The 20727-nt window shown below is 38.6% G+C and carries 19 protein-coding genes, 1 pseudogene and 1 CRISPR repeat array; of the genes and pseudogenes, 12 read left to right on the top strand and 8 right to left on the bottom strand.

What is annotated here, in order from left to right:
• The coding region (locus KMHG_RS17715) for an NAD(P)H-binding protein (protein ID WP_010289149.1) at nucleotides 1-217 on the top strand (217 nt) is incomplete at its 5' end.
• Between the two features lie 86 nt (nucleotides 218-303).
• Nucleotides 304-762, top strand: a complete 459-nt coding sequence (locus KMHG_RS09870) for a pentapeptide repeat-containing protein (protein WP_010289148.1) — start codon at nucleotides 304-306, stop codon at nucleotides 760-762.
• A 38-nt stretch (nucleotides 763-800) separates the two neighbouring features.
• On the opposite strand, the gene KMHG_RS09865 is transcribed toward KMHG_RS09870, so the two are convergent.
• Together KMHG_RS09865 and KMHG_RS09860 are read right to left on the bottom strand one after the other, a co-directional pair.
• A complete protein-coding gene (locus KMHG_RS09865) occupies nucleotides 801-1841 on the bottom strand; it encodes a serine hydrolase (RefSeq protein ID WP_010289146.1) in 1041 nt (346 codons plus the stop codon).
• Nucleotides 1842-1924: 83 nt separating this feature from the next.
• A complete protein-coding gene (locus KMHG_RS09860; RefSeq protein WP_010289145.1) occupies nucleotides 1925-2500 on the bottom strand; it encodes an alpha/beta hydrolase in 576 nt (191 codons plus the stop codon).
• A 29-nt stretch (nucleotides 2501-2529) separates the two neighbouring features.
• On the opposite strand from KMHG_RS09860, the gene KMHG_RS09855 reads away from it, so the two are divergent.
• The 3 genes from KMHG_RS09855 (at nucleotide 2530) to KMHG_RS09845 (ending at nucleotide 4664) form a co-directional block, all read left to right on the top strand.
• Entirely contained in the window at nucleotides 2530-3468 is a 939-nt protein-coding gene (locus KMHG_RS09855) for a VOC family protein (protein WP_010289144.1), read from the top strand.
• Nucleotides 3469-3491: 23 nt separating this feature from the next.
• Nucleotides 3492-3869, top strand: a complete 378-nt coding sequence (locus tag KMHG_RS09850) for a hypothetical protein (RefSeq protein ID WP_010289143.1) — start codon at nucleotides 3492-3494, stop codon at nucleotides 3867-3869.
• A gap of 84 nt (nucleotides 3870-3953) precedes the next feature.
• Nucleotides 3954-4664 (top strand): class I SAM-dependent methyltransferase, encoded by a 711-nt coding sequence (locus KMHG_RS09845; protein ID WP_010289142.1) that lies wholly within the window; start codon nucleotides 3954-3956, stop codon nucleotides 4662-4664.
• A gap of 35 nt (nucleotides 4665-4699) precedes the next feature.
• On the opposite strand, the gene KMHG_RS18410 is transcribed toward KMHG_RS09845, so the two are convergent.
• Nucleotides 4700-6184 carry an SH3 domain-containing protein gene (locus KMHG_RS18410; RefSeq protein WP_010289141.1) on the bottom strand — a complete coding sequence of 495 codons (1485 nt, stop codon included), beginning with the start codon at nucleotides 6182-6184 and terminating at the stop codon, nucleotides 4700-4702.
• Nucleotides 6185-6319: 135 nt separating this feature from the next.
• Nucleotides 6320-7396 (bottom strand): serine hydrolase, encoded by a 1077-nt coding sequence (locus KMHG_RS09835; protein ID WP_010289140.1) that lies wholly within the window; start codon nucleotides 7394-7396, stop codon nucleotides 6320-6322.
• 172 nt (nucleotides 7397-7568) lie between these two features.
• On the opposite strand from KMHG_RS09835, the pseudogene KMHG_RS18765 reads away from it, so the two are divergent.
• From KMHG_RS18765 to KMHG_RS09815, 4 genes and pseudogenes are all read left to right on the top strand, one after another.
• A pseudogene (locus KMHG_RS18765) lies at nucleotides 7569-8178 on the top strand (amidohydrolase family protein); the annotation flags it as partial.
• Nucleotides 8179-8194: 16 nt separating this feature from the next.
• The gene (locus KMHG_RS09825; protein WP_010289138.1) at nucleotides 8195-8593 is read left to right on the top strand and encodes a hypothetical protein; all 399 of its coding nucleotides are present in this window, start codon (nucleotides 8195-8197) and stop codon (nucleotides 8591-8593) included.
• A gap of 55 nt (nucleotides 8594-8648) precedes the next feature.
• Nucleotides 8649-9182, top strand: a complete 534-nt coding sequence (locus KMHG_RS09820; RefSeq protein WP_010289133.1) for a hypothetical protein — start codon at nucleotides 8649-8651, stop codon at nucleotides 9180-9182.
• A gap of 66 nt (nucleotides 9183-9248) precedes the next feature.
• Complete coding sequence (locus KMHG_RS09815; protein WP_010289132.1) at nucleotides 9249-9641, top strand: hypothetical protein; 393 nt, start codon at nucleotides 9249-9251, stop codon at nucleotides 9639-9641.
• 39 nt (nucleotides 9642-9680) lie between these two features.
• Here the strand turns inward: KMHG_RS09815 and KMHG_RS09810 are convergent, their stop codons facing one another.
• Together KMHG_RS09810 and fdhF are read right to left on the bottom strand one after the other, a co-directional pair.
• Entirely contained in the window at nucleotides 9681-10157 is a 477-nt protein-coding gene (locus KMHG_RS09810; RefSeq protein ID WP_010289131.1) for a helical membrane plugin domain-containing protein, read from the bottom strand.
• Complete coding sequence (gene fdhF / locus KMHG_RS09805; protein WP_010289130.1) at nucleotides 10141-13089, bottom strand: formate dehydrogenase subunit alpha; 2949 nt, start codon at nucleotides 13087-13089, stop codon at nucleotides 10141-10143. The genes KMHG_RS09810 and fdhF overlap by 17 nt, the downstream gene beginning before the upstream one ends.
• Before the next feature lie 137 nt (nucleotides 13090-13226).
• Between fdhF and KMHG_RS09800 the strand changes: the two genes are divergently transcribed.
• On the top strand, nucleotides 13227-13949 hold the full coding sequence (locus KMHG_RS09800; protein ID WP_010289129.1) for a TspO/MBR family protein: 723 nt from the start codon (nucleotides 13227-13229) through the stop codon (nucleotides 13947-13949).
• A gap of 77 nt (nucleotides 13950-14026) precedes the next feature.
• On the opposite strand, the gene KMHG_RS09795 is transcribed toward KMHG_RS09800, so the two are convergent.
• Together KMHG_RS09795 and KMHG_RS09790 are read right to left on the bottom strand one after the other, a co-directional pair.
• Nucleotides 14027-14572 carry a glycoside hydrolase family protein gene (locus KMHG_RS09795; RefSeq protein ID WP_010289128.1) on the bottom strand — a complete coding sequence of 182 codons (546 nt, stop codon included), beginning with the start codon at nucleotides 14570-14572 and terminating at the stop codon, nucleotides 14027-14029.
• Nucleotides 14573-14703: 131 nt separating this feature from the next.
• On the bottom strand, nucleotides 14704-16200 hold the full coding sequence (locus tag KMHG_RS09790; protein ID WP_390619077.1) for a M4 family metallopeptidase: 1497 nt from the start codon (nucleotides 16198-16200) through the stop codon (nucleotides 14704-14706).
• A 444-nt stretch (nucleotides 16201-16644) separates the two neighbouring features.
• Between KMHG_RS09790 and KMHG_RS09785 the strand changes: the two genes are divergently transcribed.
• Both KMHG_RS09785 and KMHG_RS09780 read left to right on the top strand, forming a co-directional pair.
• On the top strand, nucleotides 16645-17118 hold the full coding sequence (locus KMHG_RS09785) for a hypothetical protein (RefSeq protein WP_010289125.1): 474 nt from the start codon (nucleotides 16645-16647) through the stop codon (nucleotides 17116-17118).
• 453 nt (nucleotides 17119-17571) lie between these two features.
• Nucleotides 17572-18131: a CRISPR direct-repeat array (repeat unit 32 nt; unit sequence GTCTCACTCTTTATGAGTGAGTGGATTGAAAT).
• A 108-nt stretch (nucleotides 18132-18239) separates the two neighbouring features.
• Complete coding sequence (locus KMHG_RS09780; protein ID WP_010289123.1) at nucleotides 18240-20669, top strand: CRISPR-associated helicase/endonuclease Cas3; 2430 nt, start codon at nucleotides 18240-18242, stop codon at nucleotides 20667-20669.
• Nucleotides 20670-20727: the final 58 nt, after the last annotated feature.

The following is a 20727-nucleotide window of genomic DNA, read 5'->3' as shown; positions in this document are numbered from 1 at the left end:
TAGTTCAATAGCAGATTCAAGCGTCGTTTATACGATTGCACGTCCATATAGTTTAAAAGACAAACCATTAGAGACAGACTACGCAGAAGCGTTTGAAGGCGTACCGACAACGTCGTACGATATTCCACGTGCAAGTGTCGCACACTTCATGGTGAAATCATTAGAAGACGAAACGTATTACAATCAAGCAGTCGGTTTAGCAAGTCGTCAAAAATAATTTTCAAGGCATCTTCTCAGGAAGATGCCTATTTTTATGATGAAGCGGGTACTAAATAACAATAAGCTAGTAGAGGGGTGTATAAAATGAAGTCCATGAAAGAACAAGATGTCATGCTACCTCCTACACCAAAGAAAGAAGTACACAACGCAGACTTTTCATTTCAGCAGTTGTCGCGTCGGAATTTTGCCTATACTACATTTGTCGATTGTCGTTTTCAAGGCGCCTCGTTAAATCATGCCAATTTACAATACGCTACTTTTCGGCGTTGTGATTTGACAGGGGCACAGTTCGCAGATGCAAATTTGGCCTATAGCACGTTTACGGAATGTAAATATACAGACACAGAAAGGGTTGCTGATTTTACGTCAGCTGATTTGCAAAATGTAAATTTTGAAGGAAATGCCTTTACTGCAGGTGACATGCCAGCTGTTCTTGAAATTGAACCTGCAAAGCCTTCAAATGGCGGAACATTTATCAAATGGCTTCTTTTTTTATCTATTTTAGCGGTTGTGTTTATTATTTGGGAATTTATATACAATTAAAAAAAGCTGTGTACCAATGAACTGGTACGCAGCCTTTTTTAGTCTTTTGCTTGCATTTCAATGCGTTTGCGGAAAACAGGGTCTTTCACGATTTGTGAGAAGAAGTTTGGCATACTCATTGATAATTTCATTTGTTCTTGTGGTGTTAAGTTTTGTAAGAACACAGCGAGCTCGATACGGTTGCCACTTTTATCTGTAAAGTACATGACCGCATTGACGGCTGATGCTGTTAAACTTAAAAATTGACCGCCATGTGTGATGAAATCTTTCGTATTTTGAACGATAATCATATCTTCTAAAACAGGCGTTAAATAATGATACACTTCTTTGTCGAAAAAGTTTTGGTTATTAATCTTTTTCACAAGTGATACATAATCTTTTGTCGTTGATTTTGGTAAACGTTCAGCCCACGTTTTTAACGTTGAATGTTTACGTGCGGTTGCGCGTTCTGGTTGTGTTTTTGGCGTTTCCATCATTGCTTGATGAATCGCATTCGCTTGTTTGCGGTAGTCAATGATATCTATTTGTTGATCAGCAATATATAAAGCACTTGCCATCGGATAAATAGGATCGTGTTTTGACATTTTCAGTTTGCGTAGACATTCATTAATATTCGCAATGCCTAATACGTACATTAAATATTCAGCATTTGCGAATGAATTGTAACGCAGCATACCGTGAACGACTTCTTGCAATGGCACATCTTTTTTATGACGCGCACGTTTCATTTGTGCGACCCATTCACGATGTTGATCGCCTTCTAGTTTTGGAATGTGGAATTTTTCAATATCATCAAAATTCACTTTTTGCGTCGCATCAATTTTGCCAGCAGCTGCTTGTGTTGCATATTCGACTGCGATAATTAAATGACTTGTATTCACAAGTGGGAAAGGTTGAAGGGCATTGATCGCACCGATGCCTTTACCGTTTTGGTGTACCGTTAACGATACTTTATTGCGATTACTTTTCGCAAATTGTAAAACAGATTCAGGGGTTAGCAATTTCTTTTGAGAAAGCGTCATAAGCCCCATCATCGCAAACAAAATAACAAAAACAATCGCACCGATGATTAGTAACATCTCGTTGTTCACTCCTTAAATATGTGTAAGCCCTTTTATTATACCGCTAAATAATTAGAAAAGCGTCACAAACGCTGTCGTTGTCACGATTTCAACATATGTTTAACGTAGTCTATTTCTGCATCTGTCGTACCATGACCGCCGTCGAGTAGTTTTAATGTCGTGTTTGGGAAAACAGCTTCTAACTGTTTTGATAATTGTAAGACATCACCTGGCAATGATAGTGTGTCCATCGCACCTGTCGTCATGATGATTTGTGCATCGCTACCTGCTTGGAAATCATATTGTAAATTAGATGGGTGAAGTAGTACGACACGTTCCGCAATATGAGGTTGTTTTTCTAACAAGCCGAGCACGAAATTGGCCCCGTTCGAATAACCAATGAATGTAAGACGTGAAGCGTTCGGGCGAATCGATGGCCAATTTGATAAAAAGTCATCAATACGGGTATTGAAATCTGTACGGTTTAATTGGCCTTGCTCTAGTGGCGCAAAAAATCGACGACTCGCACCCGCTGCGACATCACCGGAAAATGTTAAAATAGAAGCTTTTGAATAGAGATCTCCTGCAATTTGCAGTAGACTATATTCACTACCACCTGTACCATGGAATAATACAAACCATTCATCAGATGGGCCATCAATTTGTAAGTAATGCATAAAATCCCTCCTAAAGGACGTGTATATAAATGAAACATCCATTCATTCATCACGTATCAGTGATTAATAGAAACACACTTGATGCGTTTAATTTTTATCATAAGGTACTTGGCCTTGATTTTCTACTGAAAACGGTTAACCAAGATGATTTAGAAATGTACCATATTTTCTTCGGAGATACGACAGGGCGCCCAGGCACAGAATTTAGCGTTTTTGAAATGAAACACGGGGCGATGAAAAAGTTCGGGACGAATTCATTAGATCGCACTGTATTTGCTGTTCCTTCTGAGGACTCGCTGACATTTTGGCAACAACGTCTAGAAGCGAACGATGTGTTTAACTGTGACATTGAAGACTACAACGGTGCAAAAATTTTACGCTTTGAAGATCCGTCAGGCGTTCAACTTGGCTTAACAGCACAAAAAGGCAATGATGAAGTATTTCCGCGTGAAACGGCTGATATTCCACTAGCACACGCCATTACAGGAATTGATTCGATTCATTGTCGCGTGCGCTATGCGAAAGCATCAGCGCGTGCATTTGTTGATATGTTTGATGCTGAAATCGTAGATGAAACGACAGCAGATGGACATGCGGTGACGATACTCGGAAAAGCAGATGCGTTGCTTGGTCAAACGCTTCATTTATGGGAAGACCGTACGCGTGACGTTGAAGTGACTGGAGTAGGCGCGATTCAACATATTGCATTAAACGTTGAAAATTATAGTGCTTTACTCGGCGTCGAAGAAAAGATTTTGAATAAAAACTTCCCGTACTCAGGCATTAAAAACCGTGAGTTTTTCCAATCACTTTATTACCGAGAACCAAATAATTTATTAATTGAAGTCGCAACAGAGCAAACTGAATTTGAAAAAATAGACATCGATACATCTAATTTTGATAAAATTCCGCTAATGTTGCCATCCTTTTTAGAACCACGTCGTCGTTTTATTGAAAGCAAATTATAACGATACGTGCGGGAGGGAAAAAGATGAAGTCAAAGGTGATAGTGGGCTTACTCATATTAAGTGTAGTCGGTAATTTATGTTTATTAGGAAAATGGTATTGGTTCGAAAAACCATATATTCCAGATGAAGAAGACAGGGTTGTATTAAGTGAAATGGTTAAGAAAACAATCGATAGTCCAGCGTATCAAAAGATCGCTAAAAAAGAAGATGTCATTGCGATTGAACCATGGCTTGATAAAAATAAAGGTGGCGCTTTTCCTTACTACTACGAAGTAAGTGTGCGTACGGATCGTCAGACGTATATTTTTTCTTGCGCAGATGAAGCGTGTGAGAAGATGGAAAATGGGTCTTGGACTTATTCTATTTATGCAGATGAAAAACCACATCTACCTTTTAAATAATGATGAAAACGTACAGGTAACTGTACGTTTTTTTTCGGTCTTTTTCATAGAAAGCGGGTATAGAAATGGAAAAGGGGTGGTTCGATGACGTGGTCACATACGAAAAGTGATACGTTTTTGATATTTCGAAAGGCATTTATTCCGCAACGGGAACGGATTGTTGAATCGGTGATACAGTTTATTCGTCATACGCGAGATGAAACATTCACGTTTGCAGACATTTGTCCAGGTGATGGTTGGTTAACGAAAGCGATTTTAAGTCATTTTCCGAAAGCAAAAGTAATTGCGTTAGATCGTACAGATATGTTGCAAAGAACGTTAAAGCCGGCAATTACTTCATTTGAACGGCGTGTGACATATCAAGATTTTGATTTGAAAGCGGAAACGTGGACGAAGCAATTAACCCCAGTTTCTTACTATGTGAGTAGCTTTTCGTTATATGAAATTGATGATGCGTATAAACGAACATTTTTAAAGCAGTTGTATCGCTCGTTACAGCCGGATGGGGGTGTCATGTTTTTAGAAATGATTGCACCGACTGATGAAGCGGAACTTGTTCAATTTGCAGATGAGTTAGATGCTATTGTACGTGAGCAATCGATGCTCTATTTCGGTAGTGAAGAGGCGTATGATTATTACGCAAATAATGAATGGAATATGTACCGAGATCCCCATACGACATTCCAACCACTGTCCGTTGCGAGATATCTTCGTTTGCTAAACGATGTCGGCTTTAATACCGTGATGGTGACGCCATTAGCAGCGGGGCATGTGTTGTTCAGTGGACGGAAATAAAAAAGGGCAATCGCTGATGTAGCGATTGCTCTTTTTTACTGTTTGATAAAGTATGTGGCGATATTATTTAAATAAATAGTAGAACCTTCATCAATTTTTACGGTGTAATGTGGTAAATGGGAATGATTTACGACAGTATCATAATAAGAATCCGTACAAATGATATTGCCATATTTATCACGTACTTCGATTGCTCCATAAGGACTTCGACTCGTCCAGTAAGGATCTAATAAATACGTACCTGGTGGTAAATAAAAATCTTTACCATTTTGGTAATAACCTGATTGCAATTCTAATGATGGGTCTGGTGTTGTTTCAGCTTTTTCTGCTAGTACGCCGTAAGCTTCTTCAAATTCTACATAGCCATAAGAGGCGATAGTATAAGTGCCAATATAATTTTCGTTATCATCATCGAATTTTTCAGAAAAAGTGACATTTCGTTTGTTTGCCTCAACATATTGCGTAACATGCCCGTAGCCTGTTCGCATTCTATATAAATCGTATTGCCCAGAAGGAATATCATAGCCAACCTTATAAAGACCTGATGAATATTTACCTTCGTTTTCTTCTAAGTTATACGGCTTCGCATCAGCAATCGGTACCGCAAATGCATCTTCAAACTGTACATATTGTCCATTTTCTACAGTAACATAACCAAAATTACGGAATGTAAAACCAGCTACGCCAATAGATTTTGCAGCATCTTCATAAACACCTACGCTACCATAAGCGTCTGTATACAGTTTATATTCACCGGCCGGTAAATCGACACCGACTTTATAAAGTTTTCCTGGCATATATTGATGTGCGAACGTTTCTTTTTTCACATAAGCACTAGAAACGTACCCTGTCATATTGCCATACGTTACTTGATACCAAGAGCCAACCGTTTTCATAATGAAAACGCGCGTATTATTCGGAATTTGACCGAGCTTTTTGTAGCTCGTACCTGCGCCCGCGCGAATATTTAAATCAGCTGTTGTGTAATACTTTTCTTCAAACTGAGGCACTTCAGGTTTGACAGTCGTCTTTGTTGCTTTGACATAAGATTTTGATACATATCCTGTTTTGCCATTAAATGAAATTTGATACCAAGAGCCAACCGTCTTTTTGATCGTAATCGCTTGGCCTTTTGCGAGCTTGCCGAGCGATTTATATTTCGTACCTGCCCCGGCGCGTACAGTTAAGACAGCCGTCGTTTTATAAGTTGTTTTCGTTTGTGTCGTTGCTGGAGCTGATACAGACGTGGCTTTGACGTATGATTTTGACACGTATCCTGTTTTACCATTGAATGAAATTTGATACCAAGAACCGACCGTTTTCTTGACAGTAATTGCTTTTCCTTTCGCCAGTTTACCAAGTGATTTGTACTTCGTGCCCGCCCCCGCACGTACGTTTAAGACAGCTGTCGTTTTATACGTAACAGTCGCTGCATCTGCTGTTATCGGTGTTCCAGGTGATTGACCGGTTGTGAATAGCAGTCCACCGCATAATATACTTGCCCACAATGCTTTTTTCATCTAAAACCCTCATTTCTAAAATTGAACTCTATATTGTGTTTCGGTCTATCATTACTCGCTTTAAAGAAGAATTGGAAAAATGCGTCAAAAAACACGTGTAAAAAGACATAAAAAAAGACTAGAATACTTTAAAATCTAGTCCTTTGATAATTGTTCAGCGACTTGTTCGCGGAATCGTGCATCTGTAATAAATTTGCCGATAAAGCGATGAATCGTACGTTGTAATTTCTTTTGACGATGCATGTCATCACAATTTGCGAGGAAAACGAGTTGTAATTGTGCGTCGTTTACTTTCGTCGCATACATTGCTAACGTCATGATCCAAGCGGTTGACCCGCCTTTTTCAGCATATTGTTTATAACGACGTGGATTTACTTTCGCTGTATCTGATAACGTATCGAGCACGTCATACATTTCATCTGAGAAAAAGGCACGTTCGTTTAGGATTTGCATTAAATGAACATAATCATTCGCAGATGCTTTCGGTAGACGGTCTGACCAAACGTGTTGCACAGCGAGTGGTAAACGCTCGACAACGTCTTTACGTTCAGCCGTCGACAATGTACGTACCGCTAACTGCTCATGTGCTGCTAAAATACCTGCTACATATTCATCTTCAGGCATTGCGCGTAGTTTCGAAGCGCATTGCTGTGCAGTCAACTTGTGCTCTTTCATATAAACATATGGGAAATATAATGATGCGCCGAGTGGATAGATAGTCGTTTGATGTGTCATACCGAGGCGCTCTGGTAAAGCGTTAATCACATCTAAGCCGATTAAGTCAATTAAGTAATCTGTATTCGCATTTGAACTATAGCGAATCATACCTTGTGCTACTTCTTCTAATGTCACGACAACGCTTTCTAATTGCTCCATCCAGGCACTATGTGCGCCACCGTCTACTTTTGGTAAGTAATAACGTTCAAGCGCGGTAATTGGTATTTGTCGATCAAGCGATAGTTTACCTGCTGCCACTTGTTCTGCAAAAGCTACCGCAACGAGCCACTTGACGGTACTGGCTAGTGGTAGTGGTCGGTCTGCATTTACATTTGCATAATCGTCGCCTTCAAACTGTATGCGCATCGCGACGTTACCGTTTGCTTGTTCTTTTTTTATGTAGTTAATGATATAGCGTGGATTTGGTCCTCGCATTAATACGATTGCTGCGATAATGCCAACTAAAAAAATACCCATAACAATGGTCGTTTGCATCACATCACCCCTTTTATACCATTATACGGGATTTGTGGGAAGGATTCACGCAATCGCTTTTGTGAGAAGGAAGGATAATGGTATGAAAAAGGTGAATACTATGAAAGAATACATTTTGAAGGAGAGATACGATGAAACGTTTTGACGCACATGTACATATTATTGATTTTCAGTTTCTGGTTCATTTCAAGTGTTTGATCAACGGTATTTAGTATGTGCGTTACAGCGACTGGGCCCTCAATTTTGTGGTGTGACGCAATTGCCTGCGCATGTGACAGAAGATAATGAAATTAGACGTTTACACGAAGCAAGGGGTAAGAGCGATTCGTTTTAACGTACAGCGAGGTGGATCGGCTAATATTTCTGAACTGGATTGTTTGGCAAGATGTGTGTACGATGTGGCAAGTTGGCATAGTGAATTGTATATAGATGCAAAACATTTACCGGATATCGCGGGTGTCATCAAAACGTTACCGGCTGTATCGGTTGATCATCTAGGTTTGTCGAAGGACGTATTACTACACTTATTATCGCTCGTCGAGAAAGGTGTTTACGTAAAATCAACTAGATTTGGACGTGTGTCGCTAAACGTAGCTGAAGCATTAAAGGCCATTCATGCTGTTAATCCGCATGCGCTCATGTTTGGTACAGATTTACCGTCTACTAGAGCGAAGCGGCCGTTTCATCGTGATGATGTTGCGCTCATTGAACAGTTATTTGGTGGCAAAGATGCCCAGCGTATTTTTCATGACAATGCTTATTCATTGTATTTTAAAAAATAGAGAGAAGTGGAACAACATGAAAGTAGATGTGAAGCGTAAATTATTTGCGGGAATGATTGCCAGTCTGATTTTTACCTTTTGGTTTATTCAAGTTCAATTTAATATTGAAGGATTTGTGCTCGTTTACAGTTTAACAAGTGCCATCGTCTTGACGTATGGTTTAGCGATTTCGTTATTGAGTGATTGGTTAAGTCGACAAATTACAAGTAATCATTGGGGACAGTTTGTTATATCCGCATTATTACACTGTGCAGGCGGTTTAATTTTGTGGTATTTTGGAGCCATTGCGGCGGTTGTTTTCTTCTGTATTGATCGCCTTGCTATGCGCATCAATATTCGTTGGATACACGTTTATGTATTACTAGGTTTAAGTGCTGTTGTTTGGATATATGACCTTTTTAAATATTATATTTAAACATTTCCACTTTTTTGATAAAATATGACTGGTTAAAAAGAAGGGTATGAAGGAAATGAAAAAATTAATCGGTACAGTATTAGCAGCATCACTAATGTTTAGTAGTGCAGGTGTTGCGCAAGCAGCAGTTTCACCAACGACGGTGAAAACACTTGGCGCACAAGGGAAATTACCGAAAACACCAGGGAAAATTGGCATGACATACAACACTTTAAAGAAATCGGTTAAAGGCGGTAAGTTGTATGATTCAGAAATGGGTGTGTATTATGCAACGAGAAACTCAACAGCCATTTATTTATTCCCTAAATTTAGTAAATCATCTGTTTACGGCTCAACAAAAGTATATGCCATTGACCGTACGTTTAAACAATCTAGTTTCACGAAAAAACTAACAGCTTCTGTCATGCAACAAACGTTTAAAAATCATACTTATATTGGTGGACAATTTTATGACAGCTATATTTATCGTAACGCCTATAAAAGCGGTAAATATTATGTCATGCATAAAGCGCGTGCGAACAATACAGTTACTTTATCGGTAGGTAAGAAAAACGACCTATCTTATACAGGATTATGGGTAAATGATTAAAAAATGAGAATTGCGAAATGCGATTCTTTTTTTATACCGTATGCATATGGAAAAGGGGACAAGATAATGAAAGCAGCATGGTTTAAAAGAAAGTTAATAGCTGGCATGATTACGAGTGCGTTATTTGCTTTATGGTGGATGGGTGAACGAACTACTTTAGCAGATTTTGTCGTTGGTTATACGTTCACGTCAATGATTGTACTAACGTACGGTTTATTTGCGTCGTTTGCGAGTGATTGGCTTAGTGGGTTGCTGACGAAAAATCGCATCGCGCAGCATCTTATTTCAGGTCTATTCCATTGCATAGCAGGGATATTGTTATGGTGGCTTGGTATGATAGCCGCTGCAACATTCTTTATCATTGATCGAATGATGATGTGTTTCCCATTAAAATGGGTGTATGTCATCGTGTTATTGATACCGAGTATTGGCATTTGGATATATTCATTTTTTGTCTAAATAAAAAGGAGGTTCATGGTCAGCATGAACCTCCTTTTATTATTTTTTCATCATCGAACCAATGCCCTTTAAAACGACAAATGCCATCGCTGTCGCACGCCATACGTCAGGGTCTCCAACGAGTTTAAAGATTCCTTTTAATGCATATCGACGTGGTGCGCGTGTTGTGGCCCCTTGCTCATGTTCGGTCTTAATTGCCTGCAACAAATCTTCCGTTGCGGAACGGTCAACAGAAGCGCCAATGCCTGCAATTGTTTGTAGCAGTAAAATTAAATTTTTCGTAGCTGGTTTTTGGACTTGGTCGACGACGATATGGCCGACTTCTGTACGTGATTTTAACAAATGGTCGACAGCATCGAGTCCACCCATATCATTGAGTTGTTTCGTAATGCTGAGCAATTTGCGAATGCCGTCTTCATTCGCCGCAATGTCTGATAATAAGCGCTCCAGCTGTAACTTCTCGAGTTCTTCTTGCGTCGGTCGCTTTAGTTGTACCGTATTAATCGGCTTTGCCATGGTCGACACCTCCATCTGTTAACTCGACATAATCTGCACGTCTCCATTTTTTATCAACTTCGACACTCATAAGTGGATGACGTTTTAAATTACGTTGGTTGTTTTTCGGAAGCGGGTTTTTCGCAGCTTCTCCGATAATTTCTAGTTTTACTTTTGTTTGCTTAAATGCTGGCGTGCTCGTATTTTCATCAAATCCGGCACCTGTCAGCATATTAATCGCAAGATCTTTATGACGCGTATGCATCGGTAAAAACAGCTCGTTACCACTCACGCGATCGGTAATAACGACAGGTACTTTTACGCTACCGAATGGTGAGCTTAAACGAACGAGCGCATTTTCAGGAATTTGACGTTCTGCGGCCAATTCTGGTGATACTTCGACGAATGTTTCTGGTAAACGTGAATTTAAACCAGCTGATTTCCGCGTCATATTCCCTTCATGGAATTGTTCAAGCAGACGGCCATTGTTTACATGTAAATCATATTGTTTGTCGAACTTCACCGGCTCTACCCAATCGTGAATCGCAAAGCGTGCTTTTTTATCTGGGAAGTTAAAGCCGTCCACATATAAAAGTGGTGTACTCGCACCGTCATTGCTACCCCAGAAAAAACTATTGTATCCAGCTAATGCTTCATAATCGGCTTGCGCAAATAGCGGTGTGAGACGCGTCATTTCTTTAAAAATATCCCCAGGACCGCTATAACGCCAATCGCCACCGAGGGCATTCGCCAGCAATTGTGTAATGGCCCAATCTGGTTTTGATTCGCCAAATGGTTCGAGCGCTTCGTGAAGTCGTTGAACGCGACGTTCTGTATTTGTGAACGTGCCTTCTTTTTCAAGTGACGGAGCGCCAGGAAAAATGACGTCTGCATATTGTGCTGTTTCAGATAATGTAATGTCTTGAACGATTAAAAAAGGCAAGTCACTTAAATATTGACGCGCTTGATTTAAGTTGTCGTCTACAAGCGCTACTTCTTCACCGACGATATAGAGCGCTTGAATGTCGCCCTTACCGATAGCGTCCATCATTTCGATATGATTCAGCCCAGGTTCTGTTGGAATGTCGACACCGTACGCCGCAGAGAATTTCGCATTGGCATTTTCATCAAACACTTTTTGATAACCAGGGAACTGATTTGGCAATGTACCCATATCACAAGCACCTTGTACGTTGTTATGACCGCGTAACGGATAAGCACCTGCTCCGTGTCTACGATAATTGCCTGTTACGAGCAATAAATTCGAAATCGCTGCGCTCGTATGACTACCACCGACGTTTTGTGTGACACCCATACCCCATAAAATACACGTGCCGTCCGCTTCATGAATCATGCGCGCTGTTTCGATCAGTTGCGCTTGTGGGATACCCGTCACACTTTCTACATAGTCTAATGTGTATTCTTCAAGGCTTGCGTAATAGTCATCAAAATTAACTGTATTGTCCTGAATAAAGGCTTCATCGTGCCAGCCTTGGTCAATGATATATTTCGTCACACCCATAATCCATGCTTGGTCCGTCCCTTGTTTCGGGTGTAAAAAGACGTCTGCACGCGTGGCCATTTCGTTGCGACGTAAATCGGCGACGATTAATTTTTGACCGTTAAATTTGTGCGCACGTTTCACACGAGAAGCTAGAACAGGGTGTGCTTCCGCAGAGTTTGCACCAACGATCATGACAAGTCCTGCGCTTTCAATATCTTCAATCGTCCCCGCATCGCCACCCATGCCGACCGTTCGGAAAAGACCGTCTGTTGCAGGCGTTTGGCAATAGCGTGAACAGTTATCAACATTGTTCGTGCCGATTATTTGGCGCGCAAATTTTTGAAGGACATAGTTTTCTTCATTCGTAATTTTAGAAGAAGAAATAACACCGATTGCATCGCTACCATATTGTTCTTTTACACGTCTTAAGCCATTTGCCGCGAATTGAATCGCTTCTTCCCATGAAACTTCGACAAATTCGTCGCCTTGACGAATAAGTGGCGCAGCGAGACGACCTTCATCATTAACGTAATCATAACCAAATTTTCCTTTTACACATGTTGATAGCGCATTGACAGGGCCGTCTTCAGGCTGGATTTTTAAAATTTTGCGGTCTTTCGTCCAAACATCGAATGAACAGCCGACACCACAAAACGTACATACTGTTTTCGTCTTTTTAATTTGATTTTTACGCATAGAGGATTCGATATCAGATAGCGCAAAAATAAGGCTGTACGGCGGTTCCACTTCTTTTACGACTTCAACCATCTTATTCCAAAGCGGTTTTTCCATACTCGTTAAATAACCCGCTTCGTTTAGCATCGATTTTTCTTGTAATGCATTACATGGACAAACGGTTACACATTGTCCACAGCCGACGCATGACGATTCGTTAATCGTCGCTCCACCGTCCCAAAGCACAATCGGACGGTCGCGTTGCCAATCCATCGACAACGTTTCATTTACTTGCACCGTTTGGCAAATTTCCACACATTGCCCACAAGCGATACATTGATTTGGATCATAACGGTAAAACGGGTGAGAATCATCGACGTAACGACCCGATACTTTTGCCGAAAATGGATATTTTTGATCTTCGATACCCATAAGTTCAACGGTGTTATGCACTTTACAATTGCCGTTGTTATTTTCACAAACCGTACAGTACAGCTCATGGTTCGCTAAAATCCGGTTCATCGCTTCTTTTCGCGCTTTTTCTGCACGGTCCGTATCTAGCTGAATACGCATACCTTCTTTTACAGGTGTACTACACGTCCGCACGAGTTTGCCATCTACCTCGGCAATACACGTATCACACGTTTGTGCTGGATTTAACGGTGGTGTATAGCAAATTTGCGGGTGGGCAATTGCTAATGTATTCAAGGCATCAACGATTGATTGCCCGTCGCTAACACTGTAACATTCGCCATTTACAATAATCTGAACCATAAAAATCCCCCTCTCAAAAGTGTTACATTACAATTTTCCCGAATGGCGCAAAGGATAAACGGGGGAACAGTTTCATCGTATAGGAGACGTTTTCTTTTTATGAAAAGAAGGAAAGGGACTAATAAGGGGTGAGACATATGAAAAATTGGGTTTTGATGGTCATCTTTTTTGCGGTGATGATTGGCGTGAATGCATTAGGCGGTACAGGGCATATTAACGGTCAATCGCAACAAGAAATCTCGGATAGATTAACCGTGCTATTTACACCAGATGGCTACGTTTTTTCCATTTGGGGGCTCATTTATGTACTCGTCGGTATTTGGCTCATCATTCAACTACTACGTGTCGGCAAACATGAAGAACTGTCACAACGTAAAGTGTACTTATTTTTAGGCACATGTGTGTTTAACGTATTATGGTTACTCACATGGCATTATGAAATTTTCTGGTTGGCACAATTGATGATGATTGCATTACTCATTAACTTAATCGTCCTGTATATGGCATATCCAAAAGGGGATAAACATTTCGGTGGGCGACTGCCATTCTCACTTTATTTAGGATGGATTTCTGTTGCAACGATTGCCAACATGGCGTATACACTCAAACATTACGATGTGAGTTTAGGAATTGGGGAAGTGCCGGGGACAATCGGATTGTTAATCGTTGCGCTATTACTCTGTATTGCTACACTTTATACGCGTCGCGATCAATTTTACGCGCTCGTTTTCGTTTGGGCGATTATCGGTATCGGTACAGTGAATGAGGCGACGTCGCTCGTCATAACAGCGTACATCTGTGCAGCAATTATTGCCGTTGCGGTCGTTGCGTCGTTTATTCAACAAAGAAGATTGGCATAAAAAAGCAGCTCTTACTCGATGGAGTAGGAGCTGTTTTTACGTTCGGAAATAAATATAAGAAAATGTACTTTTTTCTACTACTTAATTTGTGAGTTTGAATTGAGTCCGACACCGATTTTAGTTCCTACTAAAAGTGATGTTTTTCCATTGAAGGTACTATAGTCGATATAATATTTACCAGCTTTATAAATGCTTCCACGAGAGTAGCCTTCTCCTTCAAAATCCCAAAGCGGTTTTGACAATACAGGTTTACCAAAATGTTTTTGGATAGACGATTTCGAAATAAGGTAATCATAAGTACGGTAGAAAACAACTACTTTATCATTATTTTTTACATAGCTACCGTTACGCATAAATGCGAAAGAATCTTCACTATTAACCCTATAGTGGAAAAAGCTTTCCGACTCTCCAAATTTTCTATTTGGATATTTTTTCTTTAATGTACTAAATGTTGAACCAACTTTAATTTTCGCACGTGGCATTGTCCCATTGCGCAAATCTTTCGCAAAAGCATTAGACATCGCATAGCTTTTCGCGCTTGCCTCTATTGTCGGTGTTGTTGTTGCTTGAATTGCTGTTGTAGCGCCAAAAGCGAGTGTCGCTGCAAGTAATAACTTTTTCAATGTTGTCTCCCCCCCATATCCTAAATATAGTTATATTTTAAAACTATAGTCACTAAATAAATATAGGTATAAAGAACTTTAAATATAAAAAAGCACTCACATCTTCACTGTGAGTGCTCTCGTTGTTTAAATTAGTTTGTGACACCAACTGAGTTCCACGCCGATGTGACTGCTTGTGCTTCTGTTGAACCGTATAAATCGTTCGCTGATTGCACGAGTGCTTTTTTCGCATCTACAAATTGTGCATTCGCTGTTAAGTATTGTGTTAATGCACGATAGTAAATTTTTTCAGCTTTTGCTTTACCGATTGCTTGAATTGTATTGTAAGCTGCTTTGTTTGGAATACCGCTATTAATATGCACGCCGCCCCAATCACCCTCTTCTGTATTCGGTAAGTTTTGATATTGATTCATATGTGCCGGTTGATCGTATAATGTTGGGTTCGATAAGCTACGTAATGCATCTCCTGCCACACCTGGTGTATATACATCTTCACCCATTAACCAATCTTCAGGATCGACAAAGTAACCGAAAACGTCAGAGAATGATTCGTTTAACGCACCTGGTTGATTTTCGTAAGCAAGGTTTGCCGACGTTTCTGTGACAGCGTGTGTTAATTCATGTGCGATGACATCATTTGCACCAGATAACGCTGTAAATGTACGGCCGTCACCATCGCCATATACCATGTATTGACCATTCCAGAACGCATTATTGTAGTTGCGAGAATAGTGTACGACTGAATTGATTGGAGCACCTTTGCCGTCGTAACTATTACGGTTATGTGTGTTTAAATAGTAATCGTATACTTGGTCAGCGTAATAGTGCGCGTCCACTGCTGCACGTTGAGCTGTTGTCGTAAACGTTTTTGTCGCATTTGTAATTGTGTATAAACTTGATGTACCGTTACGCGCATCGTACGTATTAATTTTGCCTGTATGCGTCACATCCGTTAATGTATAACCACCTGTCGTCGTTGAGATGTTTAGTGGTGATTTCGTATCACCGTTCACACCGATACCCGAACCAATAGCGGCCGCTTCCGCTAAAATATTTTGCTTTTTCAGTACGTCACCCGTTTCAGCATCGACTTCGATTTTCCAACGCGCTGCTTCAGGAGATACATAAGCGATATCTACCGCATAAATAAGCTTTGTCCCATCGTCATTGACGCCATAAGAAATATTGTTCACTGTTTTTGCGTTATTAATATTTTTTACTTTGTTTTGGTCTTGCTTGATCGCTTTAAAAGCCTTGTTGATTGCTTGGTTTTCTGATAATTTTTTGTTATTTTTCGGTGATAGTTTTTTGGCGTTTAAATCACCGTTGACGAGAACAACTTTTTGCTTGTCATCGACGTGTACTTTTACGACTTTATTTGCCGCATACGCATTGTCAGCTTTTGGCTTTAATGTGTAGTGAGTATAGTTCAAGTCATCTTTTTCTACATCGACAACTTCGTATTGATCATAGTTTTGTTGTGCTTTCGTATTATCGGGTAGTGCCTTTAAAAGCGACTTCGCTTCTTTTTTAGACGTGATCTTTTCATCAGCAAACGTACTTTGCTGTGCATCGATCGTTTTCGTTGTTTGTGCTTGCGCAACTGTTCCTGTTCCGACAAGCAACATTGAAGCAGCGATACCCGCTTTTAATAAGTGACGATAGTTCATGGAAAACACTCCTCTAATCTGAATTATTAGAATATTAAAAATATGATATTCTTGTCCGCTATTATGTGATAGACAGCGTGTCGTTGTCTATAGAAAAATATAAAAAAATGCAAAATAAACCAATTCGCTCAATCTGAATTATGATGATATTGATGCTAAATTGAATGAATCATCAGTCAAAATAATCAAAAAATTTTCACGGAAAGCAAAATCCTCTCGTCGTTTAAAGCGTCAAAGAAACAGCTCGAAATATGTGAGGGAAAAACAGTAGATTTTTAGATTATGGCGTACATTTTCTAATCATTTACTAAATTTCATTCGGTTTAAGCAATTTAATAGTGCATATTGCGTAATGATTGTATAATAGTAGTAGATATTTAAAGTAAGAGGAGCCGATTCGATATGAATCACTATGCAACGGATTATATGCGTATTGGTGAAGCATTGAACATTGTGGAATGTCGTCTGTATCAGATTGATTATCAAATGCGTCATATGACAAGACCATCAATCGAACAGTGGCAAGAAAGACAAATGATTTATGAATTACTGCAGTCAGTCTATGTACGCTTATATGAATTGCGTGAAATTGACGCTGTGACGCTCGTCTGCAAGCATGATCGCACCGATCTTTCAAATGCGACCGCTGTGCTGACGTTCCGCGACATGTATTTTATTAGCGATCAAGTTGTGCAACGTTTCCGAAGTGATTTTGAAAAATATTGGCCATCTCGCATTACGATTGAGGAGTTCACGCCAATGAGCGATCAAATTTGGCAACAGCTCAACGATGCGATGCAGCACAAAATCCAACTCGATGGTGAGACGGATGTAACGAAAGAAATGAAGTTGTTACAACGCTTTTTAAAACAATAATGTACAAAACTTCTCGACGAGCTTCGAGAGGTTTTTTTGCGTGTTATAATGTAAAAAAATGTAAGAAATATATGAAAAAATATTATTAAGTATAGCGACTACAACATTGCTTACTACATTACCAATGGCTGCTTTTGCAGAAGAGCTTGATCGAAATATGCCGACAGATGAACAAATCGTTCAATTGTTATGAAATAATTAAACAAGCAAAGACTTTTTGGGACTTAAACATATAAAATGGGATAATATTGAAAATTTTAGAGATTAAATGTTATTATTATGAATAATTCAGTTGGTGCGAATAGGAGGCAAACACGATTTACTAAGGAGATTCGCACCTGTTTTTATAATTTTATAGTTAAAATTGGAGGAATAATTTCTTTTTAAAGAAAAATTTTCTTTTGATTATAAGATATTTACTTGGAAAAAGCTCTTTTTAAGAGATTTTCCGCTGTCTCACTCTTTATGAGTGAGTGGATTGAAATATCGAAATATTTATCAAATGAACGTTGTTTATAGTCTCACTCTTTATGAGTGAGTGGATTGAAATATCGCTTTCATGAAACGGAGTAAGCGTGTCAATGGTCTCACTCTTTATGAGTGAGTGGATTGAAATGTTGTGATCGGGCCGATATCTTTTTTAAGCATCGTCTCACTCTTTATGAGTGAGTGGATTGAAATCGCCATTTAGTTGCACCTCCTCCGTAAGTTGTCCGTCTCACTCTTTATGAGTGAGTGGATTGAAATAATCGGGTTGAGTGCTTCTGCTTCGTCCGCATCTAGTCTCACTCTTTATGAGTGAGTGGATTGAAATCTGCGTGGGTTATTTCAGATAACGACGTAAAAGAAAGTCTCACTCTTTATGAGTGAGTGGATTGAAATTTTTTGTCTTTGGACATCGAGTTCACATGCAACGTCTCACTCTTTATGAGTGAGTGGATTGAAATGTTAGAGACTGTTGATACATCTCTTTAATGATCTGTCTCACTCTTTATGAGTGAGTGGATTGAAATCAAATATCGAGCATCAAAACATCTTTCGTCATCGGTCTCACTCTTTATGAGTGAGATTCTTTTTAATCTTGAAAATAGGTTTTGAATTCTAAAATAGGAGGAAAAATGATGTATATTGCAAGGATTGTGGAAGATGGGAAAGGTGAATTTCGAGAGCAAAGTTTAAAAAATCATTTATTAGGAGCTGAACAGTTAGGTAAACAATATGGGCAAGATATCGGCTTTGATAAATTAACAGGACTAACTGCTGTTTTACATGATTTAGGAAAATATAGTGAAGATTTTCAAGTTTATATTAGAGAAGCAGTATATCAACCTGAAAAAAATGTTAAAAGAGGGAGTGTCCCACATGCTTTTGCAGGCGGCCATTTTTTATTTAAAAATATTAATTATGATCTAATTGATGAAAGCAAGGAAGATGTAGAACGTGTCTTAGAATGTATGGCCAATGCTATTTATTCACACCATGGAAAGTTAAAAGATGTTGTTACGCCTAATGAACAATCTGAATTATATTTAAAAATGATAAAAGAGATTCCGGATTATAAAGAAATTGAAAGCCACTTTTTTAATGAAATTTATGATGAAAAATATATGCAAGAATATATAGCGGCTGCTGTGACGCAATTTTATAAAGGTGTAGATAAGCTAATTGATAACATTTATGAAGAAAGTAATGAAGAAGCTGATGAAGATGAATTAGAAGCTTATACGGCTTTTATGACTAAATTTCTTTTTAGTACAGTATTAGATGCCGATCGTACAAATTCAAGATGTTTTGAAGAAAATGTGGTGGAAGATATAGAGAAAGTAGATTGGGTAATGTTTGAAAAAAATTTGGACAATCACTTAGAAACATTACAAAAAACAGCTAAAAAAAATAATATTATGGAACTACGCAAAAAAATGTCGAATGAGTGCTACGAATTCGGAAAAGAGAAAACAGGTATTTACACATTATCTATTCCTACAGGTGGCGGTAAAACATTGGCGAGTTTACGCTTTGCTTTCCAACATGCCCAAAAACATCAAAAGAAACGCATCGTATATGTCGTTCCATTTACTACAATTATCGAACAAAATGCACGAGAAGTACAAAGCTTTTTACCGGAAAATACGGTTTTAGAACATCATTCTAATGTAGTTGAATTAAATGAGGACGAAGAAAAAGATAATGTCTATGATCCGCAATTTATAAAATGGAAAATAGCGAAAGATAATTGGGAAGCACCTATTATTTTTACAACAATGGTCCAATTTTTAAATACTTTTTATGATGGAGTGGCAAGGAATACACGTAGATTGCATAACTTGGAAAATAGTATAGTAATTTTCGATGAAGTACAAGCTATTCCAGTAAAATGCATCAATATGTTTAATAACGCTTTATCATTTATGAAAAGAACAATGAATACAACTAGTATTTTATGTACAGCGACCCAGCCAGCTTTAGATTATGTAACCCAATCTTTACATATAGAGCAAGAAATCATTAAAGATTTACCGGAAATTACAAAGGCATTTAAACGGACAGAAATTATACCAATGGTGAAAGAGAATGGTTGGACGACAGATGAGTTAGCTGATTTTGTGGAAGACACATTTTCTAGCAGTATGTTAATTATTTTAAATACGAAAACTGTAACGAAAAAGTTGTATGAAGTGTTATTAGAAAAAAATTTAGGCGTAGAATTATATCATTTAAGCACTAATATGTGTGCAGCGCATCGTATAGAAATTATTAAACAAGTAAGGGAAAATCTAAAAAATAATGTACATACAATATGCGTTAGTACCCAGCTTATTGAAGCTGGTGTAGACGTTAGTTTTGAGGCGGTTGTTAGGTCGTTTGCAGGCTTAGATTCAATAGCTCAAGCAGCGGGGCGCTGTAATCGACATGGATTACAAGATGTTGGAAATGTTTATGTAATTAATCATGCTGAAGAAAACTTGGAAAAACTAGAAACTATTTTAGAGGGAAGTCGATTTTCACAGCATATTTTAAAAGATATAGAAAACGATGCTACTTTATTTGATAGCAATGCACTTAGTCAAAAAGCGATTAAACACTATTTTGAAAAGTTTTATCAAAAGTTTAATAGCTTCTTAGATTACCCTACTAGTGTAGGAAATTTACATGATTTATTATTAAAGAAAAGATTTATAAATGCGAAGATAGCTGAAAAAGTAATAGGGTGTGCTGCTTTCAAGACTGTAGGAAATCAATTTAAAGTCATTGATCAACAGACAACAGATATACTTGTACCATATGGGAAAGGTGCAGATTTAATTGCAGATCTAACAGATAGTGCATATATAAACGATCTCACACAATTTTTGAAGCAAACGCAACAATATACAATTAGTGTCTATACACATACTGTAAAACAATTAGAGAAAGAGCAATTGATTTTACCTGTCCAGTTCGGAAGCAAGAATAATATTAAGTTATACATTTTGAAAGATTTAGCATATAACGATATTTTCGGTTTAGATATTGAAGCACAAAGTATCAAAGATAATAATTTTATGTTCTGACTTCAAAAGAGCAGCTCTTAATATTTTATGAGCAGCTCTTTTTTTTTGCATAATAAGT

This window comes from Kurthia massiliensis, assembly GCF_000285555.1.
Taxonomy (GTDB): Bacteria; Bacillota; Bacilli; order Bacillales_A; family Planococcaceae; genus Kurthia; species Kurthia massiliensis.
This window is presented reverse-complemented; position numbering and strand designations above follow the sequence as displayed.